Origin of the sequence: Tsukamurella asaccharolytica (genome assembly GCF_007858435.1) — a bacterium.
Lineage (GTDB): Bacteria > Actinomycetota > Actinomycetes > Mycobacteriales > Mycobacteriaceae > Tsukamurella > Tsukamurella asaccharolytica.
Window position 1 is genome coordinate 110,858 of record NZ_VIGW01000001.1, and the last position, 23,825, is coordinate 134,682.

At 68.3% G+C, this 23,825-nt stretch carries 23 protein-coding genes; 8 read left to right on the top strand and 15 right to left on the bottom strand.

Going from position 1 to position 23,825, the window contains the following annotated elements; all coding sequences use genetic code 11:
* Window positions 1-36: 36 nt before the first annotated feature.
* Window positions 37-1,260, bottom strand: coding sequence for a DUF445 domain-containing protein (locus FK529_RS00555; RefSeq protein WP_231702895.1), 1,224 nt, complete (start codon window positions 1,258-1,260; stop codon window positions 37-39).
* A gap of 170 nt (window positions 1,261-1,430) precedes the next feature.
* Here FK529_RS00555 and FK529_RS00560 point away from each other — a divergent pair, with 170 nt between their 5' ends.
* Window positions 1,431-2,285, top strand: a complete 855-nt coding sequence (locus FK529_RS00560; RefSeq protein WP_146558558.1) for a polyphosphate kinase 2 family protein — start codon at window positions 1,431-1,433, stop codon at window positions 2,283-2,285.
* A 175-nt stretch (window positions 2,286-2,460) separates the two neighbouring features.
* Here the strand turns inward: FK529_RS00560 and FK529_RS00565 are convergent, their stop codons facing one another.
* Window positions 2,461-3,699: a low temperature requirement protein A gene (locus FK529_RS00565; RefSeq protein WP_331456309.1), complete on the bottom strand. Its 1,239-nt coding sequence runs from the start codon at window positions 3,697-3,699 to the stop codon at window positions 2,461-2,463.
* Between the two features lie 88 nt (window positions 3,700-3,787).
* A complete protein-coding gene (locus FK529_RS00570) occupies window positions 3,788-4,537 on the bottom strand; it encodes an SDR family oxidoreductase (RefSeq protein ID WP_146558562.1) in 750 nt (249 codons plus the stop codon).
* A gap of 119 nt (window positions 4,538-4,656) precedes the next feature.
* On the opposite strand from FK529_RS00570, the gene FK529_RS00575 reads away from it, so the two are divergent.
* Window positions 4,657-5,541 (top strand): LysR family transcriptional regulator, encoded by an 885-nt coding sequence (locus FK529_RS00575; protein ID WP_146558564.1) that lies wholly within the window; start codon window positions 4,657-4,659, stop codon window positions 5,539-5,541.
* A 13-nt stretch (window positions 5,542-5,554) separates the two neighbouring features.
* Here FK529_RS00575 and FK529_RS00580 read toward each other — a convergent pair whose 3' ends face one another.
* The 8 genes from FK529_RS00580 to aceA form a co-directional block, all read right to left on the bottom strand.
* A complete protein-coding gene (locus FK529_RS00580) occupies window positions 5,555-6,307 on the bottom strand; it encodes a class I SAM-dependent methyltransferase (RefSeq protein ID WP_146558566.1) in 753 nt (250 codons plus the stop codon).
* A gap of 139 nt (window positions 6,308-6,446) precedes the next feature.
* Entirely contained in the window at window positions 6,447-7,382 is a 936-nt protein-coding gene (locus FK529_RS00585; protein WP_146558568.1) for an NAD(P)/FAD-dependent oxidoreductase, read from the bottom strand.
* Between the two features lie 78 nt (window positions 7,383-7,460).
* The gene (locus FK529_RS00590) at window positions 7,461-7,823 is read right to left on the bottom strand and encodes a hypothetical protein (protein WP_158635014.1); all 363 of its coding nucleotides are present in this window, start codon (window positions 7,821-7,823) and stop codon (window positions 7,461-7,463) included.
* 679 nt (window positions 7,824-8,502) lie between these two features.
* Complete coding sequence (locus FK529_RS00595; RefSeq protein WP_146558572.1) at window positions 8,503-9,012, bottom strand: hypothetical protein; 510 nt, start codon at window positions 9,010-9,012, stop codon at window positions 8,503-8,505.
* A 28-nt stretch (window positions 9,013-9,040) separates the two neighbouring features.
* Window positions 9,041-10,462, bottom strand: coding sequence for a hypothetical protein (locus tag FK529_RS00600; RefSeq protein WP_146558574.1), 1,422 nt, complete (start codon window positions 10,460-10,462; stop codon window positions 9,041-9,043).
* Window positions 10,459-10,764 carry a hypothetical protein gene (locus FK529_RS00605; RefSeq protein ID WP_146558576.1) on the bottom strand — a complete coding sequence of 102 codons (306 nt, stop codon included), beginning with the start codon at window positions 10,762-10,764 and terminating at the stop codon, window positions 10,459-10,461. Before FK529_RS00605 ends, FK529_RS00600 begins: the two co-directional genes overlap by 4 nt.
* A gap of 458 nt (window positions 10,765-11,222) precedes the next feature.
* On the bottom strand, window positions 11,223-12,092 hold the full coding sequence (locus FK529_RS00610; RefSeq protein ID WP_146558578.1) for a 3-hydroxybutyryl-CoA dehydrogenase: 870 nt from the start codon (window positions 12,090-12,092) through the stop codon (window positions 11,223-11,225).
* Between the two features lie 152 nt (window positions 12,093-12,244).
* Complete coding sequence (gene aceA, locus FK529_RS00615; RefSeq protein ID WP_146558580.1) at window positions 12,245-13,537, bottom strand: isocitrate lyase; 1,293 nt, start codon at window positions 13,535-13,537, stop codon at window positions 12,245-12,247.
* A gap of 401 nt (window positions 13,538-13,938) precedes the next feature.
* On the opposite strand from aceA, the gene ramB reads away from it, so the two are divergent.
* Genes ramB through FK529_RS00630 form a run of 3 tightly spaced genes read left to right on the top strand, consistent with a single transcriptional unit; the run spans window position 13,939 to window position 16,269 of the window.
* The gene (gene ramB, locus FK529_RS00620; protein WP_146558582.1) at window positions 13,939-15,339 is read left to right on the top strand and encodes an acetate metabolism transcriptional regulator RamB; all 1,401 of its coding nucleotides are present in this window, start codon (window positions 13,939-13,941) and stop codon (window positions 15,337-15,339) included.
* 49 nt (window positions 15,340-15,388) lie between these two features.
* Window positions 15,389-15,913, top strand: coding sequence for a carboxymuconolactone decarboxylase family protein (locus tag FK529_RS00625; protein ID WP_146558584.1), 525 nt, complete (start codon window positions 15,389-15,391; stop codon window positions 15,911-15,913).
* Between the two features lie 2 nt (window positions 15,914-15,915).
* Window positions 15,916-16,269, top strand: coding sequence for a VOC family protein (locus tag FK529_RS00630; RefSeq protein WP_146558586.1), 354 nt, complete (start codon window positions 15,916-15,918; stop codon window positions 16,267-16,269).
* A gap of 28 nt (window positions 16,270-16,297) precedes the next feature.
* Here FK529_RS00630 and thpD read toward each other — a convergent pair whose 3' ends face one another.
* The 3 genes from thpD to lpdA all read right to left on the bottom strand — a co-directional run bounded on the left by thpD (window position 16,298) and on the right by lpdA (window position 19,635).
* On the bottom strand, window positions 16,298-17,170 hold the full coding sequence (gene thpD, locus FK529_RS00635) for an ectoine hydroxylase (RefSeq protein WP_146558588.1): 873 nt from the start codon (window positions 17,168-17,170) through the stop codon (window positions 16,298-16,300).
* A 157-nt stretch (window positions 17,171-17,327) separates the two neighbouring features.
* On the bottom strand, window positions 17,328-18,161 hold the full coding sequence (locus FK529_RS00640; protein ID WP_146558590.1) for a DUF4253 domain-containing protein: 834 nt from the start codon (window positions 18,159-18,161) through the stop codon (window positions 17,328-17,330).
* 91 nt (window positions 18,162-18,252) lie between these two features.
* Window positions 18,253-19,635 carry a dihydrolipoyl dehydrogenase gene (gene lpdA, locus FK529_RS00645; RefSeq protein ID WP_146558592.1) on the bottom strand — a complete coding sequence of 461 codons (1,383 nt, stop codon included), beginning with the start codon at window positions 19,633-19,635 and terminating at the stop codon, window positions 18,253-18,255.
* On the opposite strand from lpdA, the gene FK529_RS00650 reads away from it, so the two are divergent.
* The gene (locus FK529_RS00650) at window positions 19,624-21,696 is read left to right on the top strand and encodes a prolyl oligopeptidase family serine peptidase (RefSeq protein WP_438947160.1); all 2,073 of its coding nucleotides are present in this window, start codon (window positions 19,624-19,626) and stop codon (window positions 21,694-21,696) included. The two genes, lpdA and FK529_RS00650, sit on opposite strands and share 12 nt — an antisense overlap.
* A gap of 16 nt (window positions 21,697-21,712) precedes the next feature.
* Here the strand turns inward: FK529_RS00650 and FK529_RS00655 are convergent, their stop codons facing one another.
* Window positions 21,713-22,216, bottom strand: coding sequence for a hypothetical protein (locus tag FK529_RS00655; RefSeq protein WP_146558596.1), 504 nt, complete (start codon window positions 22,214-22,216; stop codon window positions 21,713-21,715).
* A gap of 215 nt (window positions 22,217-22,431) precedes the next feature.
* On the opposite strand from FK529_RS00655, the gene FK529_RS00660 reads away from it, so the two are divergent.
* Together FK529_RS00660 and FK529_RS00665 are read left to right on the top strand one after the other, a co-directional pair.
* Entirely contained in the window at window positions 22,432-22,758 is a 327-nt protein-coding gene (locus FK529_RS00660; RefSeq protein WP_146558599.1) for a thiamine-binding protein, read from the top strand.
* Window positions 22,759-22,838: 80 nt separating this feature from the next.
* Window positions 22,839-23,531 (top strand): L,D-transpeptidase family protein, encoded by a 693-nt coding sequence (locus FK529_RS00665; RefSeq protein ID WP_231702858.1) that lies wholly within the window; start codon window positions 22,839-22,841, stop codon window positions 23,529-23,531.
* The last annotated feature ends 294 nt before the right edge of the window (window positions 23,532-23,825 follow it).

Genomic DNA, 23,825 nt, shown 5'->3' on the forward strand with positions numbered 1-23,825 from the left:
GCTCCTGCAAGCGGTTAGCTAGCAGGGTGATTCCAATCAGAAGAAGATCTGCGTGAGCGAGTAGATCACCAGGCCGGCGATCGCACCGACGACCGTGCCGTTGATCCGAATGAACTGCAGGTCACGGCCCACGGCGAGCTCGATCTTGCCGGAGGCCTCGTCGGCGTCCCAGCGCGCGACGGTGTCCGTGATGATCGATGTGATCTGGCTCGCATAGTTCTCGACGAGGTGCCGCACGGACCGGTCGACCCAGAAGTCGAACTTGTCGCGCAGGGCCTGGTCGTCGCGCAGCCGCACGCCGAACCGAGCGGCCGACTCGCTGAACTTCTCCCGCAGCGTGGAATCGGGATCGTCGACGGACGCCTCGATCATCCGCTTCGCGGCCCGCCACGCGGCCTGCGCCGCGTGGCGCACCTCCTCGCGGCCCATCAGCTCGGCCTTGACCTCCTCGACCTTGGCGATGGTGCGCGGATCGTGCTGCAGGTCCGAGGCGAAGTCCCAGAGGAACGTGCTCATGGACTGGCGCACCTCGTGGTCCGGGTCGCTGCGCACCTTCCACGTGAACTCGACGAGCTCCCGATAGATCCGCTCCCCCAGCAGCGAGTTGACGAACTTCGGCGACCACTGCGGGCCGTCGGTGTCGACGATCTTGTCGATCACGCCCTGGCTGCCCAGGGCCCAATGGTGGGCGCGCTCGGCGAGCAGGTTGATCAGCGGCAGCTGGCGCTGCTCGTGCAGCAGCGTCTCCACCAGGCGGCCGATGGGCGGTCCCCACTCGGGCTCGGCCAGCCGCTTGATGATCGTCGAGTTGAGTACCGCCTCGACGTCCTCGTCGCGCAGCACCTCGCTCATGACCTTGACCAGCTTCGCCGCCTCCGCGCCCAGCTTCTGGGAGTTGTCCGGGTCGGCCATCCAGTTCGCGACGCGGCCGCTCAGGTCGAGCGAGCCCACCTTCTCCGCGATCACCTCGGGCGTGAGGAAGTTGCTCTCGACGAAGCCGCCGAGCGCGTCGCCCAGTTGGTCCTTCTTGCGTTTGATGATCGCCGTGTGCGGGATCGGCAGCCCGAGGGGGTGCCGGAACAACGCAGTCACCGCGAACCAGTCGGCGAAGCCGCCGACCATGCCCGCCTCGGCCGCGGCCTTGACGTAGCCGACCCACGGCCCGGCGATGGCCAGGCCCGAGCCCTTCGTGTCCAGGTACTCGCAGAACAGGTAGATGATCGCCGCGCCGATGAGGAAGGAGAGGGCGAGCGCCTTCATCTTGCGGAGGTCACGACGCTTCTGCTCGTCGGGCGTGCCGCCGAACGGACTCGCCGGGACGCGGGACGCCGAACCCGTCCCGGACGACTGCGGGGTACCCGCGGTTGATGACACCGTCACGAGTCGATCTTGCCCGAAGGTCGGGCCGGCGCGCCGGATAGGGTGGCTCCATGGCGAAGAAGAAGGGGTGGTCCGGTTCCGCGTCCGCAGCTCTGCGCTGGCAGCCCGGTTCCCTGGTCCAGGACATCGACACGTCCGGCAAGCCGGGCTTCGACGGCGACAAGGCGCTCGGGGAGAAGCTCCTCGCCAAGCACGGCGAGCGGCTCTCGCACTTGCAGGAGCTCCTGTACGCCAACGGCCGCGCGGGCGATCACCGCTCGGTGCTGCTGGTACTGCAGGGAATGGACACGGCGGGCAAGGGCGGCATCGTGCGGCACGTCATCGGCATGGTCGACCCGCAGGGTGTCCGGCCCGCCTCGTTCGGCAAGCCGACGGAGGAGGAGCTCGCGCACGATTTCTTGTGGCGCATCCGCCGGCAGACGCCGAAGGGCGGCCAGCTCGGCGTCTTCGATCGCTCGCACTACGAGGACGTGCTGGTGGTCCGCGTGCACGAGCTGGTGCCGCAGTCGGTCTGGGAGCCGCGCTACGAGATCATCAACGGCTTCGAGGAGGAGCTGGCCCAGTCGGGCGTCACCCTCGTCAAGTGCGCCATGTTCGTCTCGCTGGACGAGCAGAAGAAGCGGCTCGCGGAGCGGCTGGACCGCCCCGACAAGTACTGGAAGTACAACCCCGGCGACATCGACGAGCGCGGCCACTGGCCGAAGTACCAGGAGGCCTACCAGGCCATGCTGGACCGCACCAGCGTCGACGGTGCGCCGTGGCACATCATCCCGGCCGACCGGAAATGGTTCAGCAGGCTCGCGGTCACCGAGTTGCTCATCGAGGCGCTCGAGGGCCTGAACCTCGACTGGCCTCCCGCCGACTTCGACGTCGAGCACGAGAAGGCGCGCCTCGCCCCGGCCTGACCGCTCCGCCCCGTCGGCTCCGACGGTGCCGGCCCGCACTGCCCGGCCCCGTCGTAAGGACCCGGCCCCGTCGGCCCGCACGGCCCCGGCCCCGTCGGCGCTCCCTAGCGGGCCGTGCAGAGCCATGGCGTGTCGTGCATTCCCCATGTCCATGGACGTAGGGAGTGCACCGCCCCTATAGGGAGCGATACGCGAGGCGCTCGGCCCGGCGCTTGCCGGACCACAGCTCCTCGACGACGACCTGCACCAGCAGGGCGATGGCGCTCCACACCAGCGCGGCCAGCGGCGTCGCCCCGGCGGCGACGGCCGCGACACCCGCGCCGAGCAGTGCGAGAGTGATCGCCACGGTGAGGGCGCGGTGGCCGTCGTACCCGGTGAGGTACGCGTCCATGAGCTCGATCCCGAGCACCGCCACCGCCAGCGGAACGACGAACGCCGAGGCGACCACCACGTTGCTCACGTGTGCTTCGTGCGAGATGCCCAGCGCCTCGACGTGCAGACCGGCGCCGAAGGCGGCGATCGCCATGAAGATCACGACGTGCCCGTAGCCCCAGATGAAGCACTTGTCGGGGTTGCGGACCAGCGCGTGCCCGACGGGGATCGAGAAGTAGATCCACCAGATCGACAGGTTGAGCACCATCGCCGCGACGCCGAGCACCGCGACGTCGGGGCTCCAGCCCTGCGCCTCGAGCAGCGCCTGCAGGGCGACGACGGTGCCGACGACACCCTCGCCGAGGGTGATGATGGTCAGCAGGCCGTAGCGCTCCGCGATGTGATGCGGGTTCCACGGGGTGCGCTGCCGCTTCTCGGCGATCACGGGCCCGCCGAGCTCCACCACGTAGAGCACCAGGCCGACCACGATGATCTGGGCGAGCGTCAGCGGCGCGAAGGCGGTGAAGAGCCAGCCGACCTGCGCGACGGTGATCGCGGCGAGGTACGTGACCGCGGCCGTCCGGTACTGCGGCGAGGAGACCGCCACGCGGGCCCACTGCGCGAGCAGTGCCACGCGCATCACCACGTAGCCGATCACCAGCACCGTGTTGTTCGGCCGGTCGCCCGCGGTGACGGAGGCGAAGAAGGGCTCGATACCGAGTGCCATGATGCAGACGCCGATCATCTGCAGCATGGTGACGGCGCGGAAGAGCCAGTCGTCGGTATCGAAGGCCGAGGCCATCCACGTGAAGTTGATCCACGCCCAGATCGCGGCGAAGGCGCAGAACCCGAAGCCGAGGAAGGCCGTGAAGTAGTGCGCCTCCGCGATCGCGTCCGCGAGCTGCACCCCGGCGAGGGAGAAGACCACCACGAAGGTGAGGTCGAAGAACAGCTCCAGCGTCGTCGCCGTCCGGCCCTCCTCGTGGGGGTCGCGCCCCAGCATCCGGGTCAGGCGGCGGCGTGCCGCCGACGGTCCATCCACCACTGCTTCCCCTGCTCGTCGTCGCGTCGTCGTGATCGTCCGAACCGTCGATCATGGTAGATCGCCGGGCCCACCCGCGCGCACCGCGTCAGCGCGTGGTGTAGCCGCCGTTCGCGAACAGCGTCTGACCGGTGATCCAGTGACCGTCGGTCGAGAGGAAGTCGACGATCGGAGCGATGTCCTCGATGAACGTCAGGCGGTTGCCCATGCCCTGCGACTTGTGGAACTCGACGCGCTCCGGCGTCTCCTGGCCGTAGAAGAAGGGCGTGTCCATCGGGCCGGGCGCGATGGCGTTGACGTTGATTCCGCGAACGCCGAACTCCTTCGCCGCGGCGCGGTTGAAGTGCTCCACCGGCGACTTGCCGCCCGCGTAGGTCGAGTAGCCGTCGGTGAAGGCGCCGAGCAGCGCGGTCACGATGGTGATGAGCGTGCCGTCGTCGTTCAGCGTGCGGCCGGCCTCCTTGATGAAGAAGTAGGCGGCCTTCGCGTTGATGTCCAGCATGGAGTCGTACTCCTCCTCGCTGGTCTCGAGGATCGGCTTGCGCAGCACCTTGCCGACGGTGTTCACGGCCACGTCCACGCCGCCGAACTCGGCGACGGCCGCGTCGAACAGCTCGGTGACCTTCGCGGGCACGGTGAGGTCGCCCTGGAAGAGCAGCGCCTTGGTGCCCGCGGCCTCGACGGCGGCCGCGGTCTCGCGCGCCTCCGCCTCCGACGACGGGCTGTTGTAGTGCACCACCACATTCGCGCCCAGGCCGGCGAGGTGACGGCTGACCAGGCCGCCGAGGTTCTTGCCGCCACCGGCGACGACGGCGGTCTTCCCTGCGAGCTTCGTCATATCTTCTCCTCCTTGTGTCGGGGAAACGCGTGCGATCTCCAACTTAGGGACGCAACAGACAACCAACAATCGAACGTTTCGGGTCTATTCACCAGTTTTGGTTGTGCAATGATGCTCGGGTGACCACGCCCGACCTCCGTCGTCTCGAGCAGTTCGTCGCCGCGATGGAGGAACCCTCCCTCGCCGCCGCGGCCGCTCGCCTGCACCTGAGCCAGCAGGCCTTGTCCGCCGCGATGCGCCAGCTGGAGCGCGAACTCGGCACGCCGTTGTTCACGCGGTCCGGGCGTCGCCTCACGCCCACCGCCGCCGCCCGTTCCCTGTACGACGGTGCGCCCGCCGTCCTGTCCGGCGCCCGCCTCCTCGCCGCGCGTGCCCGCGAGGCGGGGGCCGAGCGACGCCGTCCGTTCGTGGTGGGCCGCAGCCCAGCGGTGACCGCCGACGAGGCCTACGAGCTGCTCGAACCGCTCATCGACAGGCCGGAGTCGCCGTCGATCACCGTCCGGGAGCTGTTCCCGTCGGCGATGACCGACGAACTGGAGCGGGGCACCGTCGACCTGGTGCTGCGCCGCGGCGTCGCACTCCCGGACCGGCTGGCCGGGGTCACGCTCACCTACCACCGGATGCGGGTCGCGCTGCACCGCGATCACGAATTGGCCGGCCGGGAATCGCTGGCGCTGGCGGATCTCGCGGGCTCGCCGATCGTGGTGTGGGCGCCGCCCCACGCGTCGTTCTACACGGACTTCCTCGTCGCGCAGTGCCGTCGCGCGGGCTTCGAACCGGACCTGCTGGTGAACCACGTGCAAGGCACTCCGCCGGCGACAGCCGTGCTGACCTCGCCGCACGCGACCGCGTTCGTCACGGATCCGGCGGAGCCGCGGTCCGACGGGCGGGTCGTCGTCCTCGACCTCGACGACGCGCCGCAGGTCCCCGTCCAGGCGCTGTGGGCGCCGCACACGACTCACCCGCTGCGCACCGAGCTGCTCGCCGCCTATCCCCCGGGGTGACCCCGGGGCTGGTTCACTGCGCCTTGCGGGCGGTCACGAACTGCCCCTGCCCGCTGACGGTCTGCTGCACGTCGACGAGGCCGTACTCGCGCAGCCAGCCGGTGACCTCGTCCTTGCCGAACCAGCGGAACCCGGAGACCCGCTCCGCGGTCGACGAGCCGAAGACCGACGTGAGCGGCGTCTGCAGCGACGTGAACAGCGCGACGCGGCCCCCCGGCTTCGCGACGCGGCAGATCTCGCGCACCGCGAGCCGCGGTGCGGGGATCAAGTACAGCGCGGCCAGGCAGACCACGGTGTCGAACGTGCCGTCGGGGAAGGGCAGTTCGAGGGCGCTGCCGCGGACATAGGCGACGCGGTCGTCGGCGTTGTCGCGCACCGCGCGCTGCAGCATCGCGTCCGAGACATCGAGGCCGACGACGACCCCCTCGCCGCTGAGCTTGCGGGCCAGCGGTTTCGTGTAGAGGCCGGGCCCGCAGGCGACGTCGAGGACCGTCTGCTCGCCCCTGCCGGTGAGCTCCTCGAGCAGCACATCGGTGCGGCTGAGCGTGCCGCTGCCGCCGAGGCTGAACAGCCGGGTGAAGGCGGGCCGCCACGCCTTCTCGTACACCGCGGCCAGCGCCGGGTTGTGCATCAGCGCGTTGCTCAAGCCCGTCGGTTTCGCACTGTCGGGCGCGAGGACGTCGAGGTAGCCGTGGCTGCGGTCGGGCTCGCGGCCGAGCCGGCCGGGATCGAGGAGAGCCTCCACCCGGTCCAGTGCGCTGGTCATGCCGCCACGCTAGCGCGCCACCCTCCGGGCCGGGTCGAGACCGCGGACCGTCGCCCCACCCCCCGCCCCACTCCGCCCGACTTAACAGCGTTAGCCCATGCCGCTTCATGGGGAAACGTCTGCAGCTAACGCTGGTAAGTCAGCGGGCGAGCGCCGCAGCGTCCAGATCCGCCGCGATGTCGCGCTCGAGGAGGTGCGCGCTGATCGCCGCGGCGGCGGTGGAGCCCGCGCCGGCGGCGACGATGACCTGCGCCATCGGGTTCACGACGTTGCCGGCCGCCCACACGCCAGGCAGCACGCCGCCCATCGGGTCGACGGGGACGAAGCCGTTCTCGCCGCGCACGGCGCCCAGTTGCAGCAGCAGCTCGTCCTGCGGCACCAACCGCGGGCCGACGAAGACGGCCTCGCGCTCGATCTCGGTGCCGTCGGCGAGGCGGACGGCGCGCAGCGCGTCACCGTCGACGACGAGCCCGGCCACGGCACCGTCGACGATGCGGGTCCCGCGGGCCTCGATCCGCGCCCGGTCCGCCCCGTCGATCTCGAGGCCGTTGGTGAAGAAGATCAGGTCGCGCGACCACTGCGGGATCATCAGCGCCTGGTGCACCGACATGGCGGGGTTGTCGCCGCCGAGCACCGCCAGCGGGCGGTCGCGCACCTCGTAGCCGTGGCAGAAGGGGCAGTGGATGGCGTCGCGGCCGAAGCGCTCGGCGACGCCGGGGACGTCGGGCAGGACATCGGTGAGGCCGGTGGCGACCAGCAGGGTGCGGGCGCGCAGCACCTCGCCGCCGACGGTGACCTCGACCAGGTCGCCGTCGCGGCGCACGGCGGTCGCGGCGCCGGCGAGGACGCGCACGCCGTAGGCCTGCGCCTCGCGCCGGCCGAGGGCGAGTAGCTCGGCCGGGTTCAGGCCGTCGTGCCCGAGATAGCCGTGCATGTGCTCGGCCGGGGCGTTGCGGGGCGCGCCCGTGTCGACGACGGTGACCGCCCGTCGCGCCCGGCCGAGGACCTGCGCGGCGGTGAGCCCGGCGGCCCCGCCGCCGACGATGACGGTGTCCAGGATCTGCATCTCGTTCATGAGATCCACCGTGCTCCAGAAACGGCTGAACCGGCAAGTTTCCTTGCCGGTTCAGCAATCAACAATGGAGAAGGCGGATCAGTATGCGAGATTGGCTCCGGATCTCAGCTGGGCGAGGACGTCGAGAATCTCGTCGTACGGCGCCATCCCCTGATCCCGATCGCAGATTCCGACAAGCTTGGCGCCCTGCATGACCGGTGCCCCCGCATCGCCGGGCATCATCCTCGGAGCGACTCCATCACCATCCCAGACGAGCGACTTCTTCTCGGCTTTCCACCACTCGACCGGGCCATGCGGGCTGTGTGAGACGACGGCCGCGCCCGCTATCGCCTCACTGATCGATTTCGCGGACTGCGACCATCGCACGTAGTGAGACAGCTCTACGACAGAAAGGGAGCGCTTCGGGTCGGTGCGTAAGGCAACGACCTTGACCTCGCCCACCGCATACCCATCAGCGGTACGCGCAACGCCTGCTCCCGTCGCGCATGAGGGTCCCGACACCGCCCATACCGCGTTCGTCGTATCGCGAGCAAACAGGCCGATCGCGCAGACCCGGTCGCTTCCATCGGATTGCGGGAAGCGGAGAACATCACCGGCTGCGAGCTTGACCACCGATCCGCGAGGAACGGCCCGCGGCACGACCCCCGAGGTTGCACAGTAGGAGGGTGATGTGACGTCCGGCCTGCACTCGATAGAGGTCAACCCTCCCGAATTGATCGCCGAGCCTGCCTCCCCTTCCTCGCCGGAGGACGAGACGGGACCTATACCTGACGCACCCACGACGTACCTGTCACCCCGGGCGCAGCCCACTGCTCCGGCAGCGACGGCGGCCACGACCAAACCGGCCACAAGGCCGCGCCTGACTAGCGCCAACCGTGCAGGTGTCAGTTCGCACACTTGCATCTCCTCGTCAGCGTCGTTCTCAGAAACCCACTTCGCGTGTTACGCACACAGATTATCGAACTGTGCGCCGACAACGACTGAAACGGCAAGCCTTCTTGCGTTTCAGCAATCGGCAACATGGCCGCGGTACGACTATGGCCCCACACCCCGAATCCAGGTCGGAACCAGTGATCTGAATCAGCTCTACGTCACCCGCTCGAAAGATCAAGGCCAGACGCTAAGGCTCCTCAACGGGAGGTCGCCCACTCGCAACCCATGCCGCATAAGCCTCCTTCTGCCATTGATACACCATTGACCACTCTTCCCCAGTGCGCCTCGACAAGGCAATGATCAACTGCTCATTGGGCGCAAGAAAACGCTGACTATACGGCAGGTGAACCATATGAGTCCACCCCGTTCGGTCGCCCACCTGGATTCGCGTATTGACCCACCAACCTTCAAACGATCGAATATAGACCTCTCCAACAAAGTAGGTCAAACTCTGCGAAACCTTTAGATCGTCAGGCGTACGATACGGCTCGTCCGAGTCACTCCAGAGCTCAAGGGCCCATTTCTCAGCAACTCGCAGTCCGTTCCCGTCGAAATCCAGCGACGAGAAGTCGCGGCCATCCAGGAAGCCTTCACCAATTTCGCACGACGCAGATTGATAGTCTAGCCAGCCACGGAATTTCGGCGCATTTTGCGCTTCTTCAAATTCACGAATCTGTCGCTCGCTTCGCTTAGCCATGACAGCCCATCACCTTCCAACCGTATAGTCAAATCGCCCCCGGATACTTCGATTTCATGCTTTCGAGCCATACCAGCTCGGAGTTGGTGGGTTTCTGCAAAAGATGATAGGTAACTTTGTTGCCCTGCCCAAGCGCAGCTTCATCAATCCTCATCTGACCTCGGTCCATCCCCCCGGACTTCATCTCTACGTAGTCACCCGGCTTGCCGAAATCATAACGTCTAGCGCCGGTTCCATCCGGATCGAAATGAGCCCGGTAGCCCGCTTCCTTGCTGTATCCGTAGAGTTCGCCCGCCTCCTTCTCCCAAGCCGCACCATTCACTCGATTGAGAATATTCTGATCATAGTTCTTCGACCAACGATCCTGCGGCCAAGGCGTCTTGCCTTCCTCCTCCTTTGTCTTGAGATACTTCTGCCAGCTACGTTCTTTCTCGGGCGAGAACCCGGTGGTTTCCTTGAGCTTCCCCCCTTCGCCGACCTCGAGCTTCTTCACGGGCGCGTCGCGTACCGCTGCCAGTCCCGGCTCGATCTTGCCCTTGCCGACGGTGGCGACACTAGGGCGAAGTATACGAACCTTGGTCGCGGCCTGGACGATAAGAGTTCGAATCTTGCTCGCCGCCAAGGCTGTTCTGGCAGCAACTGCAGCAGCACCACCGACCGCGGTAGCACCACCCGTAGGTACTGCGAAGATGGAGGCAACGATGACAAAAGCCATTTCCGTAATCGCCGCGATCTCAATCTCTTCAAGAATGTCGTTCCGAACATTGCTCACCTCTTGGGCGAACTCCGAAATCTTCGTGGCCAAGTGGTCTGCGTCATTGGCGATGCTCTCTGCGGCTGCGGACAGACCGTTGACGCGCGCGATGATGTCGGAGCCCTCCGCGAGGCCCGACCCCACCCACTGGCTGACCCCCATACTCTTCATCAGATTGATCGTCGTGAACGCCGAACGGACTCCCTGTCCAAGGGCCTTCAGCGCCGCGGACGCAGCCGTCAAGCGGTCCAGGTGACCGTTCGGCACCGGGATGCCGATCTCATTGATCAGGTCGACAAGCCCTTGCAGCCCCGGTCCGTTGTTGCCGAGCGCCGTAGGCGGGTCGTTGTACAGACATTTGGAACCGTCCTTGTACGACGGCGTCGTCGGTGCCGGTTTCCCGGCCACATGATTTTCTGTCACCTCGTGGTTCACGCCGGCCTGATGTACCCTGAAACCGAGCGCGTCCGTGGCATTCCCCAGTAGCGCGGTTGCGGCCAGGAGACTCTTGATCTGCGCGTCGTAGCCCGCAGCCCAATCGGCTGCCGCTTCGTCGGAACCGGCCATTCCTTCGCACCCGTCGAGCGAGGTCGCGCATGTAAGAAGCGTCGAGCCGATTTTGTCAGTCGCGGTGGAAAGGATCGACGCCAACCCGTAGTAGACCTGGGAACTTACCTTGATCGTTGTCGGTGTCACAACGCCCCGTCGGCACCGAACATCGACCGGTTCGTGTCATAGGCCTTGAGATAGGCGGTCTTCGCGGTGGTGAGGTGCTGCACTCGCGCTTCGATATTCGCACGGACATCCGCAGCGTTCGTGAGCCACTTCTGGTGCTCTTCCGCCCGAGCTTCGCCTGCGCCGCCTGTCCACGACGTCTCCATGCGAACGTTCTCGACCCTGGACTGATCCAACACCTCACTCAGACTTCGCGAATACGCGGTGAGATCATCGATCAGGCCGCTCATCATGCTGATCGGCGCTTCGTAATCGACGGCCATCAGAGATTCAGCTCGATCGATCCGCCGCCGAGGTCAGATGAGTTGTCCGACTCCTGAGCGGAATAGTTGTTGATAGCAAGATCGGCTGCCGTATTCCTCGACTGCCACGATTTCAGGACCGACTCGACCTGATCGGACACTCGGTCCAGCGGCTGTCGAACGCCTGCGATCCGATACCACTCCATCGAGCAGTAACCTCACTGACTTGCTGCTTCGATCTGACGAAGGCGTCCAGGGACGCATCGTGTGCGGAAACTTCGCGCGCGACGGCCGACTGAACGAACGCGAAGTCAACCTCAACCCGCCCCGATTCGGTCACGCTGCCTCCTTCGCTCCGCGTGCGATTCATCAAAGATAATATCGCGATGCATGCAATCGCGCCCGCCCATACCAGCGGCAGCCCTGGCGACCCCTCTCGACACCACCGGGCTACCGCTGCTGAGCTACCTACCAGGGGACTACTTCGCGGGGTACTCGTAGATGCCGCGGCCCGACTTCTTGCCGACGTAGCCGGCCTCCACCAGGCGCAGCAGCAGCGGCGGCGCGGCGTAGGTGGGCTCCTTGTACTCGGCGTACATCGCGTCGGCGATGAAATTCACCGTGTCGAGGCCGACGAGGTCGGCCAGCTTGAGCGGGCCCATCGGGTGCGCGCAGCCGAGCATCATGCCCTTGTCGATGTCCTCGGCGGTGGCGAAGCCCGACTCGTACATGCGGATCGCCGAGAGCAGGTACGGCACCAGCAGCGCGTTGACGATGAAGCCGGAGCGGTCCGTCGCGCGCACGACCTGCTTGCCCAGCACCTCGGAGGCGAACTGCTCGGCGCGGGCGGCCGCGGACTCCGACGTCGACAGCGAGCTGATCACCTCGACCAGCGGCAGCACGGGCACCGGGTTGAAGAAGTGCAGGCCCAGCACGCGGCCGGGGTTCTTCGTGGCGGTGGCGATGCGCTGGATCGGCAGCGACGAGGTGTTGGAGGCGAGCACGGCGTCGGGGTCGGTGACGACCTCGTCGAGCTTGCCGAAGATCTCCGCCTTCACGGCCTCGTTCTCGACGATCGCCTCGACCACCAGCTGACGGTCCGCGAAGTCGGCGAGGTCGGTGGTGAACGTCAGCCGCTCGGCGGCCTGGTCGCGCTCACGCTCGGTGATCTTGCCGCTGGACACGGCGCGGTCCAGCGACTTGAGGATGCGGGCGCGGCCGCCGGCCGCGAGCTCCTCGGTGGCCTCCCACACCAGCACGTCGGCGCCCGCGCGTGCGGACACCTCGGCGATACCGCCGCCCATCTGCCCGGCGCCGACAACGCCGACCCGAGATACGGATTCACTCATGAAACTTTCCTAACGTAACAACGGCTTGAGGTGAGACGAGGTAACTCCGCAGGGGTACGCCCAGACCGTACCCACGTACGCCACAGGCGGCCCGCGACGAAAGTCACGGACCGCCTGCGATCGGCTAGATTCCCGGGGAGGCGGAACAGTTCCTAGTGGAACTGGCCCTCTTCGGTCGAGCCCTTGAGCGCGGTGGTCGAGCTCTCCGGGTCGACGGTGGTGGCGATGCGGTCGAAGTAGCCGGCGCCGACCTCGCGCTGGTGCTTCGTGGCGGTGTAGCCACGGGCCTCCGACGCGAACTCGCGCTCCTGCAGCTCGACGTAGGCCGACATCTGGTTGCGGGCGTAGCCGTGAGCCAGGTCGAACATCGAGTAGTTGAGGGCGTGGAAGCCGGCCAGCGTGATGAACTGGAAGGTGAAGCCCATGGCACCCAGCTCGTTCTGGAACTTCGCGATGGTCGCGTCGTCCAGGTGCTGCTTCCAGTTGAACGACGGCGAGCAGTTGTAGGACAGCAGCTGATCGGGGAAGTCGGCCTTGACAGACTCGGCGAACTTCTTGGCGAGCTCGAGATCCGGGGTACCGGTCTCCATCCAGATCATGTCGGCGTACGGCGCGTAGGCCTTGGCGCGCGCGATGCAGGGCTCGATGCCGTTCTTGACGTTGTAGAAGCCCTCGGCGGTCCGCTCACCGGTGACGAAGGGCTTGTCGCGGTCGTCCACGTCCGAGGTGATCAGGGTGGCGGCCTCGGCGTCGGTGCGCGCGATGACAACGGTGGGGGTGTTCGCGACGTCGGCAGCCAGACGAGCCGAGGTCAGCGTGCGGATGTGCTGCGCGGTCGGGATGAGCACCTTGCCACCGAGGTGGCCGCACTTCTTCTCCGAGGCGAGCTGATCCTCCCAGTGGGTACCGGCGGCACCCGCGGCGATCATGGCCTTCTGCAGCTCGTAGACGTTGAGCGCACCGCCGAAGCCGGCCTCACCGTCGGCGACGATGGGGACGAGCCAGTTGTCGACCGAGGTGTCGCCCTCGACGCGGGAGATCTCGTCGGCGCGGAGCAGCGCGTTGTTGATGCGACGGACGACGTTCGGCACCGAGTTGGCCGGGTACAGAGACTGGTCCGGGTAGGTGTGGCCCGAGAGGTTCGCGTCACCGGCGACCTGCCAGCCCGAGAGGTACACGGCCTTGAGGCCGGCGCGCACCTGCTGCACGGCCATGTTGCCGGTGAGGGCGCCCAGGGCGTTGATGTAGCTGCCGTCGCCCTTGGTCACGCCCTCCCACAGGATCTCGGCGCCACGGCGAGCGAGGGTGTGCTCCTCGACGACGGTGCCCTGAAGCTCCTCCACCTGGGCGGCGGTGTAGTCACGCGTGATGCCCTTCCAGCGCGGGTTGGTATCCCAATCCTGCTGGATCTCGGCGGCGGTCCTCGGCTGTCCGACGGTGCTCATTGGCTCCCCGTTCTTCGTTGCTTCGATGCGGATCTGATCGGCCACCGGGCGGCTGGGCGAGGGTATCGCTAACCCCAATCGCAGTCCCGGCGTTGCGCCTTCGCCTACTGTGCCACACCTAAAGCCGCAGGCCAAGGTAGTCGCCAATGCCAAAGCAAGCCATGAAATCAGGATGAACTTGCTAATCCTGCGAAGGTTCGTGGCGGACGCCGGCTTAAAAAGTACGCTCGTACTGGGAGTTTGTGGACCCGCGGCGCCGCGCCCCCTCGCCGGTTCCCGACGGTCCGCCACCGCCGCCGCGCGTACCGCGGGCGCTACGCTGTGACGCACTTCACTGCGAAGCCGGAGGTGAACCTTGAGAACCGGTCGGTAGCTGGGCGTCCGCGGCTAAACTTCGCTCCATGTCCAAGACCTTCGTAGGGGCACGCCTCCGCGGCCTGCGCAAGGAGCGCGGGCTATCGCAGGCGTCCCTGGCGGAGGCCTTGGAGATCTCTCCGTCGTACTTGAACCAGATCGAGCACGACGTGCGGCCGCTCAGCGTGCCCGTCCTCCTCAAGATCACCGACGTCTTCGGCGTCGACACCTCCTTCTTCAACTCCCAGGACCAGACGCGGCTGATCGCGGAGCTGCGCGAAGTCACGATGGACGTCGACGCACCCACCAGCACCGACGAACTGTCCGAACTGGCCCGCAATCATCCGGGCTTCGCCCGCGCCATGGTCGCCCTGCACCGCCGCTACCTCGGCGCCGCCGACCAGCTGGCCCAGGCCACCGACGGCCGGAGCGACCCCGGGGCCCGGGGCGCCATCCCGAACCCGCACGAGGAGGTGCGCGACTTCTTCTACCAGCGGCAGAACTACTTCCACGAGGTCGACGTGGCCGCCGAGGAGCTCACGGCGCGGATGCGCATGCACAACGCCGACGTCCGGGCCGAGATCGTCACCCGTCTCGAGGCGGTGCACAACGTGTCCATCCGCCGCCGCGTCGACCTCGGGGAGACGGTCCTGCACCGCTACGATCCCCGCACCCGCGTCCTGGAGATCAACCGCCACCTCTCGGACGGGCAGCAGGTCTTCAAGATGGCCGCCGAGCTCGCCTACCTCGAGTGCGGCCGGGAGATCGACGCCCTGGTCGACGGTGCCGGCTTCGGCTCGGAGGAGGCGGGCCGGCTCGCGCGCCTGGGGCTCGCCAACTACTACGCCGCGGCCGTCGTGCTGCCGTACACGCAGTTCCACGGCGCCGCGGAGGAGTTCGAGTACGACATCGAGCGGCTCTCCGCGTTCTTCTCCGTCAGCTACGAGACCATCGCGCACCGTCTGTCCACTCTGCAGCGGCCCAACCTGCGCGGCGTGCCCCTCTCCTTCGTCCGCGTCGACCGCGCGGGAAACATGAGCAAGCGGCAGAGCTCCACCGGCTTCCACTTCTCCGCGTCCGGCGGCACCTGCCCGCTGTGGAACGTGTACGAGACCTTCGCGTGGCCGGGCAAGATCATCACGCAGATCGTCGAGATGCCCGACGGCCGCAACTATCTCTGGGTCGCGCGCACCGTCGAGCGGCGCGCCGCGCGGTACGGCCAGCCCGGCAAGACCTTCGCCATCGGTATCGGCTGCGAGCTGCGGCACGCGCACCGCCTGGTCTACGCCCGCGGGCTCGACCTCTCCGACGCCAACGCCACCCCCATCGGCGCCGGCTGCCGCGTCTGCGAGCGCGCGGGGTGTCCCCAGCGCGCTTTCCCGGCGATCGGCAAGGCCCTCGACATCGACGAGCACCGCTCCACCATCTCGCCGTACCTCGTCCGATAGATCCCGCCGCCGTCCGGGCGGCCCCTCCCCCACGCGGTAGCGTCGGGTCATGACACCCCGTGTGACGCCCGGCGGGCTCCGCCAGCTCGGCCCCATCAATTTCGCCATCGCCAAGATCGGCGCCAAGGCGATCCGCGCCGACGACATGCACCTGTTCTCCACGCTCGGCCGCACCAAGCGGCTGTTCGTCGGCTGGCTCGGCTACTCCGGCATGCTCATGCCCTTCGGCGCGCTCAAGCGCTCGGAGTCGGAGACGGTCATCGTGCGCGTCGCCTTCCTACGCGGGAGCGACTACGAGCTGGGTCACCACCGCCGCATCGGCGCCCGGGCGGGGCTCACGGAGACGCAGTTCGAGCGGATCTTCGACGGCTCCGGCTGGGACGAGCGCAGCGCCGCATTGCTCGACGTGGTCACCGAGTTGGTCGAGGACAAGGCGGTCACCGACGAGTCCTGGGCCCGACTCGCCGCGTTCTACGACGACCGCAGGCTCGTGGAGATCGTCATGCTCACCACCAACTACGACGGCCTCGCCACCGCCATCGACGTCCTCGGCATCCAGCCGGAGAAGCCCTGATCATGCGTGTGCACAAGGTGATCCCGAACATCGCTGTGGATGATATCGCCGCCGCGCGCGGCTTCTACGCCGACTTCCTCGGCCTCGGCGACGAGGAGTTCAACCTCGGGTGGGTCGCCCGCTTCTCCTCCCCCGACCGCGACGCCAGCGTGCAGCTCGTGACCGGCGATCGGACCGCGGAGATCGACTCGGACCTGTCGGTGATGACCGACGACGTCGACGCGGCCTACGCGGAGGCGCAGCGCTCCGGCTACGAGATCGTCCACCCGCTCACCAGCGAGGAGTGGGGTCCGCGCCGGTTCTTCGTCCGCGCCCCCGACGGCACCGTCGTCAACGTCGTCGGCCACCCGCGCTGACCGCTCACGCTGTCGAATTCGTGAACAGCTAGCGCGTCGCCAGGTACTCCGGGCGACGGGCGTCGGCGGCGAAGGGCTCGCCCAGCCGGTTGGAGATCGCGTTGAAGACGACGAACAGGTTCGACCGCGGGTAGGGCGAGATGTTCCCGGCGGAAGCGTGCAGGCAGTTGCAGTCGAAATAGAGGGCGCTGCCCGCACCGCCGGTGACCTGCTCGATCCCGTACTCGTCGGCCATCGCGGCGATGTCGCGCTCCTCCGGCGTACCGAACGGCGGCCGGTAGGACTTGAGCGATTCGCGGTGGTACTCGCCGGGGGTGCGCCCCACGCAGGAGACGAACCGGCGGTGCGAGCCGGGCATGATCATCAGCGAGCCGTTGACGGCGGTGTTCGGCGTGAGCGCCAGCGAGACGCTCACCGCGCGCGGCGCCGGCATGCCGTCCTCGGCATGCCAGGTCTCGAAATCGCTGTGCCAGTAGAAGGGCCCTCCGGCGAACCCCGGCTTGAGGTTGACTCGGCTCTGGTGCACGTAGACGTCGTCGCCGAGCAACTGCCGGGCCACCCCGGCGATCTCCTCGCGCGCGATGATCGACGCGATCCTCTCGCTGAGCTCGTGCACCGCGAAGACCGACCGCACGCTGCCGTCGGAGGTCTCCCGGATCACCCGCTCGTCGTCTCCGAGCCGGGTCGTCACGGCGTCGATCTCGGCGCGCACGTCGCGGAGATCGGCGCCGCCGAGCACGGACTCCACACTGCGAAAGCCGCGCGTGGCGAAATCGTCGACGGCGGCCTCGGGCCAGGGGCCGGAGCGCCCGCTCCAGACGACGGGGTCGTGTCGGTCGTGGATCTCGCTCCGGTCGACGCGCGTCGGGTAGTGGTCGGTGAGCATCGCTGCGTTGTTCATCGATTCCTTCCGTCCGGCAGTGCTCGTTCCACTGCGTGCCGCGCGACGCGGACGTGACGACGGTGACCGATGCCCGTTCTCGACCCGGCGCCGTGGCCACGCCACGCCGCAATCCCCGACCCTGCCAGGGTCCGGGACGAGTGTCCAACCCAGCCGGTCACTCCCACCAGAACGACCAGTGGGTCCACTCCGTGAGGCCCTCGCGGTAGGCCTCGGCGCCCTCGCCCCGGTCGATGTTGTCCGCGCAGAACGCGTAGTGCTCTGCGAGCACACCGTCGAGTTGCGCGGGCGACTGCGGCGGGCGCGCGACCTGCACCATCAGGGCGTCGTCGCCGATCGATACCGGGACCGCACCGAACCGATCCTCCCAGGAGCGCAACACCGACGAGACGTCGGTGCCGCTCAGACCTCCGTCGGCCGCACCGGCCCAGCCGAGCGCGTACGGCACGTCGGCGGGGCGGGCGACCGGCACGAGCAGAAGCGCGCCGGCCCCCTCGACGTCGAGCGCGCCCGCCGGCAGGTCCGCACCGGGCACCGCCTCGGCGAGCGCGGTCACGGCCGCGGGGCGGTCGGGGTCCGCGTCGGGATCCTCGTTCTCGGGGTTCTCGGCCCCCAGCCTCACCAGCACGGGCAGCGCGTCCCCGACGGTGCCCTGCGGGCCGGCCAGTTCGCCGTCGCCCCAGGGCTGCGCGAGATCTCCCTCGCTCCACGCCGCGTCGTCCGCGGCCTCGCCGGGGACGTCGCCGTCCCACGAGTCCGGGCCCTCCTGGCCGCGGCCGTGCGCCTGCAGCGGCCACAGCCCTGTCGTCGCGAAGGCGGCGGCCAGATCCCGGATCAGGGCGCCCAGCTGGTCGCCCGGCAGTGCGTCGGCGCTGATCCACGCGATCGCCTCGCCGCTCCGGGAGGCCACGGTCCGCCCCGGCGGGAGCGTCACCCCTCCCACCTCGGTGGCGTCGGACGCGGGCGGCTCGCCGGGGGTGGCACGGAACATTGTGGGCTCCTTCGGTCGCGGGGAGAGGGACGGGAAGTGCACGTCGGCCCGACACCGTCGATGACGATGCCGGGCCGGCGAGGGTCTGTTCCTACAGGTTGATCATGTGGCCGGCGAGGCCGTGGATCGACTCCTGCAGCGCCTCCGACAGCGTCGGGTGCGTGTGCACGTTGCGGGCCAGCTCGTTCACCGTGAGGTCCCACTTCTGCGCGAGGGTGAGCTCGGGCAGCAGCTCGGAGACGTCCGGGCCGATGAGGTGGCCGCCGAGCAGCTCGCCGTACTTCGCGTCCGAGATCAGCTTGACGAAGCCGACGGGATCGCCCAGGCCCTGCGCCTTGCCGTTCGCCGAATAGGGGAACGTCGCGGTCTTGACGTCGTAGCCCTCGTCCTTCGCCTGCTGCTCGGTGAGGCCGAACGAGGCGACCTGCGGCTGGCAGAAGGTGGCGCGCGGCATCATGCGGTAGTCGCCCAGCGTCTGGGTCTCCGCGCCGGCGATGGTCTCTGCGGCCACGATGCCCTGCGCCTCGGCGACGTGCGCCAGCTGCAGCTTCGCCGTCACGTCGCCGATGGCGTACACGCCGGGCACGTTGGTGCGCATGTGGTCGTCGATGGCGATGGCGCCGCGCTCGGTGAGGGCGACGCCCGTCTTCTCGAGGCCGAAGCCCTCGACGCGCGGCGCGAAGCCGATGCTCATGAGCACCTTGGCGACGGTGATCTCGCCCGCACCCTTGGGCCCGGTGTACTTCACGACGACCTGCGAGCCCTGATCGTCGACCGACTCGACCTTGGTGGAGGTCAGGATGTTCACGCCCAGCTTCTTGTACTGCTTGGCGATCTCCTTGGAGACGTCCGCGTCCTCGTTGGGCAGGGCGCGGTCCAGGAACTCGATGATGGTCACGTCCACGCCGTAGTTCTTGAGGACGTACGCGAACTCCATGCCGATGGCGCCGGCACCGACGATGGCGATCGACTCGGGCAGCTCGCGGGTGAGGATCTGCTCCTCGTAGGTGACCACGTTGTCCGACAGCGAGACGCCCGGGAGCAGGCGCACCGTCGAACCCGTGTCGATGATGATGTTGTCGCCCGTCACGGTCTGGTCGCCGACCTGGATGGTCTTGGCATCCACGAACGTGCCGTAGCCGTTGATCTCGGTGATCTTGTTCTTCTTCATCAGGAAGTGAACGCCCTTGACGATCCCGTCCGACACCTTGCGGCTGCGGTCGAAGGCGGCCCCGAAGTCGAACGAGACGTCACCCGAGATGCCGAAGAGCTGCGCCTTGTGCGTGAAGGTGTGCGCCAGCTCGGCGTTCTTGAGGAGCGCCTTCGACGGGATGCAGCCCACGTTCAGGCACACACCACCCCAGTACTTCTCCTCGATGACCGCGACCTTCTGCCCGAGTTGGGCGGCGCGAATTGCGGCGACGTAGCCTCCTGGGCCGGCGCCGAGAACAACAGTGTCAAAGTGATCAGCCACGGCTTTCAGCCTAGCCCTAGTGTGGAGTCCATGGACCAGTACGCATGGCTCGAAGAAGTGGAATCCGCCACTGCCCTGGATTGGGCCCGGGAACGCAACGCCGAGAGCACCGCGCGCCTGACGGGACCGCGGTTCGAGGAGCTCGAGGCGGGCGTCCTCGCCATCCTCGACACCGACCAGCGCATCCCCTACCCGGTGCGCCGCGGCGAGTACCTGTGGAACTTCTGGCGCGACGCCGAGCACCCGTACGGGCTCTGGCGCCGCACCACAATGGAGTCCTTCCGCACCGACAGCCCGGAGTGGGAGGTCGTCATCGACGTCGACGCCCTGCGCGAGGCCGAGGGCGAGAACTGGGTGTGGGGCGGGGCGGCCGTCCTCCGCGCGCCCTCGCCCGACGGTGCGCGGTACGACCGCGCGCTCGTCTCCCTCTCGCGCGGCGGCGCGGACGCGACGGTGGTGCGGGAATTCTCCATTTCGCGGCGCGAGTTCGTCGACGGCGGCTTCTCCCTCCCGGAGGCGAAGAGCCGGATCTCGTGGATCGACAAGGACACCGTATACGTGGGCACCGATTTCGGGCCCGGCTCGCTCACGGATTCCGGGTACCCGCGCCTGGTGAAGCGGTGGCGCCGCGACACGCCGCTCGGCCACGCGGACCTCGTCTACGAGGGCCACCACTCGGACGTCTCGATCGGCGCAGGATACGACGACACCCCCGGCTACGAGCGGCATTTCGTCTCGCGCGCCATCGACTTCTACAACAGCGAGATCTACCTCCTCGACCCGGACACGCTGGCGCTGGAGCGGATCGACGTTCCGACGGACGCCGACGCGGACGTCCACGAGTCGCGCCTGCTGGTGCGCCCGAAGTCCGCATGGGAGCTTCCCGGCGGCGTCGTCGCGCCGGGGGCGTTGGTGGCCTTCGACTTCGACGCCTACCGGGCGGGCTCGCGCGAGTACAGCACCGTTTTCACCCCCGACGCGCACACCGCGCTCGCGGGGTACTCGTGGACCAAGTCGTACCTCCTGTTGTCGACGATGCGGGATGTGCGCTCGGAGCTGCACACCCTGGAGCCGGGCACGTGGGAGAAGCGGGAGACGCGCGGCTTCCCGGAGCTGGCCGAGATCGGCGTCTACTACACCGATCCCCGCGAGGGGGACGAGATCTTCGCCACCGCCAGCGGTTTCACGCTGCCGCCGACGCTGCTGCACGGCACGGCCGGCGGATCGGTCGAGCCCCTGAAGTCGGCGCCCGCCTTCTACGACGCCACGGACGTCACGGCCGAGCAGTTCTTCGCCACGAGCGACGACGGCACGCAGATCCCCTACTTCGTGGTGCGCAGGCCCGCGGCCGGGCCGCAGCCGACCCTGCTCTACGGCTACGGCGGCTTCGAGGTCTCGCTCACGCCGGATTACACGGCGGTGTCGGGGCGATCGTGGATCGAGCGCGGCGGCGTCTACGTGCTGGCGAACATCCGCGGCGGCGGCGAGTACGGACCCGACTGGCACACTGCGGCTCTCAAGGAGAACCGACTCCGCGCCTACGAGGACTTCGCCGCCGTGGCGCGGGATCTCGTGGCCCGCGGCATCACGACGCGCGAGCAGCTGGGTGCGCAGGGCGGGTCGAACGGCGGGCTGCTCATGGGCGTGATGTACACGCGGTACCCGGAGCTGTTCGGCGCCATCGTCTGCCAGGTGCCGCTGCTCGACATGCGGCGCTACCACCAGCTCCTCGCGGGTGCGTCGTGGATGGCCGAGTACGGCGATCCCGACGATCCCGCGCAGTGGGCGTACCTCAGCGAGTACTCGCCGTACCAGAACCTACCCGCCGCGGACGCGGACCTGCCCGCGCTGCTGGTCACCACGTCGACCCGCGACGACCGCGTCCATCCCGGTCACGCGCGCAAGTTCGTCGCGGCGCTGCGCGACCGCGGTATCGAGGTGGACTACTACGAGAACATCGAGGGCGGCCACGGCGGCGCGGCCGATAACAAGCAGGCCGCCTTCAAATCCGCGCTCGCGTACGAGTTCCTGTGGCGCGAGCTGGGCGGCGACTCGGTTTAGGTCACCGCTCCGCGGGTCACCACGAGCGCAGGGCCTGCGTGGACATGAAGAAGCCGTGGGCTCCGGCGGCCGTCAGGCACGTCACGCCCTCCACGCGGGACGTGCACGTGTAGCCGTTCGCGGCGACGGAGCTGTTGTACGGCAGCTTCTTCGCGTTCGGGGCACCCAGGTAGCCCTGGTTGAAGCAGATCGGCCGGGCCCGATCGGGGTACAGGAGGTACCCGCGGCTCAGCGACGACGCGGGATAGATCTCGTTGCCCGCGCACTCCTTCTCGCCGCCCGGCGGCACCGGCGCCCCCTTCGCCTGGCAGCCCGCCGCGGCCACCGTCCAATCGCCGAGCCGGCAGTGGATGTTCCCGGTGGGGCTCACGAAGTAGACGTCGCCGCCCAGGCCGCCCTCCCGCAGCCGGTAGTCCTCGGCCGCGACCGTCGTCGACGGTGGATCGCCGTCCGCCGGCCCCGCGGCGGGGGACGTCGCGGCCGTCTCTCCGGGCCTGCCGGGATCGACCGTGCTGGGCACCGCAGGCCCCGGTTGGCCGGACGCCGTGACGGTCACCGTCGGACTCGCGCCCTCCGATGCCCGATCGCACCCGGCCAGGCACCCGACGATCGCCACGATCGCCAGCAGCGCGCTCCACTTCCGCCTCCCGTCTCCCCTGGTCGGCTCCTGGTTTTCCGTCGTCGCTGGGCCGCGGATCGTTACTCTCGGTGGTATCGGCGACGAAGGAGATGACCGTGCTCGCAGCATTCTCGATCAGCCCCATGGGCAGCCTGGACGGCACCGGCGGCTCCGCCGACGGCGGCGTCGCCGCGGCGGTCGCGGAGGCCGTCGCCATCGTGCGCGCGTCCGGCCTGCCGAACGAGACCACGGCGATGTTCACCACCATCGAGGGCGAGTGGGACGAGGTGATGGGGGTGATCAAGGCGTGCGTCGACCGCCTCGCCGAGTCCGCGCCGCGCGTCTCCCTCGTCGTCAAGTGCGACATCCGCCCCGGCCGTACGGGGCAGCTGACCGCCAAACTGGAGCGGGTGGAGCAGCACCTGCGGGATACCGCGCGGTAGGGCTCCACGCCCGCGGCCCGGCGTCGAGTGGGCGGCCGTCGGCTTCACGTGCATCATCAGTCCGTGCGATACTGTGACGCATGTTGCTCAAGAGGCGTCAGATGCTGGTGGGACTTGCGGCGCTGCCGGCCGCCGCCGTCGCCTCGTCGCTGACGATCCCGCACGCCGTCGCCGCCGACGCCGACAAGGCGCTGCTCGATGCCGCCGTCGCGGCCGCACCGACCGCCCGCGAGGTCATCACGGTGGCGGCACCGTCGTTCACCTCGACCGACGTGCAGGTCTCGGCGTGGGCCCTCCTCGCGCAGGGCTGGACGAAGGTCTACGGCCCGGTCCCGGGCAAGGTCGGCCAGCAGGGCATCGGCGAGGGCAAGGACGGCGTCCCGCGCACGCCGTTCGGCGTCTTCGCGCTCGACCTCGCCTTCGGCCGGCAGGACAACCCGGGCACCGCGCTGCCGTACACGACGGTGACGAATCAGCATTGGTGGGACGGGAACGTGAACTCCCCCACCTACGACCGCATGGTCGTCCAGGCCGCCAGCCCCGGGCCCGAGAGCGAGAACCTCTACGACATGGGCCCCGTGTACGACTACGCGGTCCACTTCAACAACAACCCCAGCCGTACCCCGGGCAAGGGCAGCGCGATGTTCCTGCACGTCACCGACGGCAATCCGACGCTCGGGTGCATCTCGATCAGCCGCGAGGGCATGATCACCCTGCTGAAATGGCTGGCGCCCGCGCACAACCCGGTACTGGTCACGGGCCTCACGGGCTGACGCGCCCGGCGCACACCGCCGACGGTTCCCGGCGCCCAGTGGGGGACCGAACGCCGCGCGGGGGTCAACCGATCCCTCACCGAACGCGCGGCTTCCAGTCGGGGAGCGAACGGTGGGCCCGCGGATCGGCGTCGCGGAGGGGACGAAACGTGACGTCGCCCGGGTGCACCACTCACCCGGCGGCGCAGCGATGCGCCGCCCGCATGGCCCATTCTCCAGGAAACCGCTCTGACCTGGTCTTTCATAGGGTATGCGTCGGACGCATAGCCTTCGCGACCGACGACACCGCCCCGG